The organism is Streptococcus suis (genome assembly GCF_016743335.1).
GTDB classification, from domain to species: domain Bacteria; phylum Bacillota; class Bacilli; order Lactobacillales; family Streptococcaceae; genus Streptococcus; species Streptococcus suis_Y.
Map to the genome: position 1 here is coordinate 1 of NZ_WCJE01000078.1, position 3,361 is coordinate 3,361.

Consider the following 3,361-nt stretch of genomic DNA (forward strand, 5'->3'; position numbering starts at 1 on the left):
GAATATTATATCACACAATCTGCTAGATACCTACCATTTCATGATATACCCCCATATTAGGTAGCAGTACAATACTAAAATACAAATCCGAATAGGTATCAAACCACTTATCCTGCGATATGACGTTCCCTCCATTCTATGACAGCTTGCGCATGGATATGCCCATCTACCACAATCTCATGCTGACTGACACAAGCATTAGACACCATACGCGAACTCACCAAGCTAGTCGCCTCTACTTCCTTAAGATACTTGAGTTGGATTTTTTTAGGGACATGGCAGAGCAGAAAATCATAGCCTAGTGCTTCATACATCCATTCCAGATACTTCCCATTATTGACATGCCCATTCATATCCAAGTCAAAATAGCGAACAGGAAATTCTTGAATAGATGGATTTTCCAAGAACTGATACTTGGGAGCCCGAGGCAATTTCTTGACCTGTTCAGACTGGTAAGGGGCAATCAAAGCTTCCGGTACTGGAGCAACCTTGCGACTCTCAAAATCAATCAAGACAAAATAACAGAGAATATCCAGCAAAAGATTACCTGCCTCATCGTAGATGTAGAACATCCGATGACAGAAAAACTTGTTGTAGGCAACTGCTTCTGTCTTAATGGTAATGGTTTCATTGTACTTGGGCAGGCTTTGAATAGTTAGTTCATAATCTGTCACGACCCAAATCAAGCCAAATTCCTGAAAAACATAGAGGTCACTGCGACCTAGTTCTTCCGACTGCCGACCTGACACACCGAGACAGTAGGAAATAAAGTCAGGTAGTTTAATTTCTTGTTTAACATCCACCATATCAAAGGGAATGGTGAAATTTTCTTGGTAGGTTAGTCCCATTGTGTCCTCTTTCTAATCTTCTATAATGAAACGCTCGGCAACTGTATCGCCTAAAAACAACCCTTTTTTGGTCATCCGAAGCCAACGGTCTTCTTCTTGCAAAAGACCTTCATTTTTCAAGTCTCTGACCACCTGACCGTAGCGGTCTTCAAAGGAGATACCAAACTTTTCCTCGAATCGCTCAATAGACACGCCAGTTTTTTTCCGTAGCCCTAAAAACATCTCTTCTTCCATCTGCTCAGTCTGGCTGAGAAACTCTTCGTGCAGGCGGGAATGGCCTTTTTCGCGGATGGATTTGAGGTAGTGCTGGATGGGGCCGCGGTTGCGATAGCGCATGCCGTCGATGTAGCCAGATGCTCCAGCTCCTAGACCATAGTACTCCGAGTTGTCCCAGTACATGAGGTTGTGGCGGCTTTCAAAGCCGGGCTTGGTGAAGTTGGAAATCTCGTAGTGCTCAAAGCCGTTTTTCTCCAACTCTTGAAGAATGTAGTCAAACATATCGGACTCCAGATCTTCGTTGGGCAGATGGAGGTTGCCACGACGCTGGCGGTTCATGAAGACCGTGTGATTCTCCAAAATCAAGCTATAGAGACTCATGTGGGGAATGTCCAGCTCCAAGGCCTTGGCGACATTATCGACCACCTGTTCCATAGTCTGACCAGGCAGGGCATAAATCAGGTCGATGGAAATGTTGTAGAAACCCGCTTCCTTTAGGGTAGTAATAGTTTCATAAATCTGGGCCTGATTGTGGCTGCGACCGATTTTTTTCAGCATACGGTCGTCAAAGGTTTGAACCCCCAGCGACACCCGATTGCACCTGGATTTTTTCAGAACTGCAATCTTGTCTGCCGTCAAGTCACCTGGATTGGCCTCGATAGTGAATTCTTCCAGTTGCGACAAGTCCAGCAAGTCCTCCAGATTGGTCAGGAGGTAGTCCAACTGTTCTGCTGAGAGAGCCGACGGTGTTCCGCCTCCGATGTAGAGGGTCTTGAGGGCTGGCAGGTCGTAAAACTTAACCTCTTCCATAAGGGCTGCCAAATACTCGTCAACAGGCTGATTCTTAATAAAGACCTTGGAAAAATCACAGTAGTAACAAATCTGGGTACAAAATGGAATGTGGATATAGGCAGATGTCGGTCGTTTTTTCATACCAACTATTATAGCACACTGTTAGACTTTTGTAACCGCCCAATAACAAGGGCTCGTCACGCCGTACGCATGAAGAAAGAGAGAACGAATTTCGTCCTCTCTAGGTGTTAGCTTTTCGTCTACCCACTACAGTTGACAAAGAGCCTTAAGAAAATAGTTAATCTTCTCTTTTTTTACGAATTGCTGTCCCCAACAAAGCTAAACCTGCTATGCCCAAGACGCTTGATAAACCAACATTATCTCCAGTCTTAGGAAGAACCTTGTTTTCCTTATGCGCCTTCTTAGCACTTGAGCTTGTGTCGATTCCAGCACTTGTGCTTGTATTGATTGCATCAATCGCCGCTTTACCAGCTTCAAGAGCTTTAGCTACACCTGCATCATCAGTTGCCGCATCAATAGCTTTATCTGCATCAGCTTTAGCTTTATCCAATTCTGCCTGTTTCGCTGCTTTTTCTTCAGCTGTAAGGGCAGAATTTTCAATTTCTGCTTTCTTAGCATTGTAAGCTGCTTCTAAGTCTTTCTTAGCTTGAGCCTTCTTAGCACTTGTGCTTGTGTCGATTCCAGCACTTGTGCTTGTATTGATTGCGTCAATCGCAGCCTTACCATCTTCAAGTGCTTTAGCTACACCTGCATTATCTGTTGCTGCATCAATTGCGCTGTTTGCTGTTGATTTGGCTTGGTCTAGTTCTGCCTGTTTCGCTGCTTTTTCTTCTGCAGTCAAGGATGAGTTTGCAATCTCTTCTTTCTTAGCATTGTAGGCTGTTTCCAAGTCTTGCTTAGCTTGCGCCTTCGTAGCACTTGTACTTGTGTCGATTCCAGCACTTGTAGTTGTGTTGATTGCGGCAATCGCTGATTTGCCAGCTTCAAGTGCTTTAGCTACACCTGCATTACCTGTTGCTGTGTCAATAGCATTTTCAGCAGCTTCTTTAGCTTTATCCAACTCTGCTTGTCTCGCTGCTTTTTCGTCAGCTGTAAGGGCAGAACTTTCAATTTCTGCTTTCTTAGCGTTGTAAGCTGCTTCCAAGTCTTGCTTAGCAGCTGCTTTCTCAGCACTTGTAGTTGTGTTGATTGCGGCAATCGCTGATTTGCCAGCTTCAAGTGCTGTATCTACACCTGAATCATCTGTTGCGGCGGCAATCGCTCTATCTGCGTCAGCTTTAGCTTTATCCAACTCTACTTGTTTAGCAGCCTTTTCTTCAGCTGTCAAACCTGAATTGGTAATGGCATCTTTCTTAGCGTTGTAAGCTTCTTCTAAGTCTTGCTTAGCAGCTGCTTTCTTAGGACTCGCAGAAGGGTCAATTGTTGCGATAGCTGACTTACCGTCTGCAAGAGCTTTTTCTACACCGGCATTATCTGTTGCTGTG

The 3,361-nt window shown here is 44.6% G+C and carries 3 protein-coding genes; all 3 read right to left on the reverse strand.

Translation table 11 applies throughout. The features are described from left to right. Positions 1-107: 107 nt before the first annotated feature. Positions 108-848 (reverse strand): acyl-ACP thioesterase domain-containing protein, encoded by a 741-nt coding sequence (locus F9856_RS11790; protein ID WP_202106709.1) that lies wholly within the window; start codon positions 846-848, stop codon positions 108-110. A 12-nt stretch (positions 849-860) separates the two neighbouring features. Further along, a complete protein-coding gene (gene hemW, locus F9856_RS11795) occupies positions 861-1,997 on the reverse strand; it encodes a radical SAM family heme chaperone HemW (protein ID WP_202106710.1) in 1,137 nt (378 codons plus the stop codon). Positions 1,998-2,154: 157 nt separating this feature from the next. Continuing rightward, positions 2,155-3,361, reverse strand: a 1,207-nt coding sequence (locus F9856_RS11800) for a DUF1542 domain-containing protein (RefSeq protein WP_202106711.1), incomplete at its 5' end; no start/stop codon positions are given.

Excerpts from the sequence above, each read along its gene's own strand:
- F9856_RS11790 (WP_202106709.1), bottom strand. The coding sequence starts at position 848 with ATGGGACTAACCTACCAAGAAAATTTCACCATTCCCTTTGATATGGTG.
- hemW (WP_202106710.1), bottom strand. The coding sequence starts at position 1,997 with ATGAAAAAACGACCGACATCTGCCTATATCCACATTCCATTTTGTACC.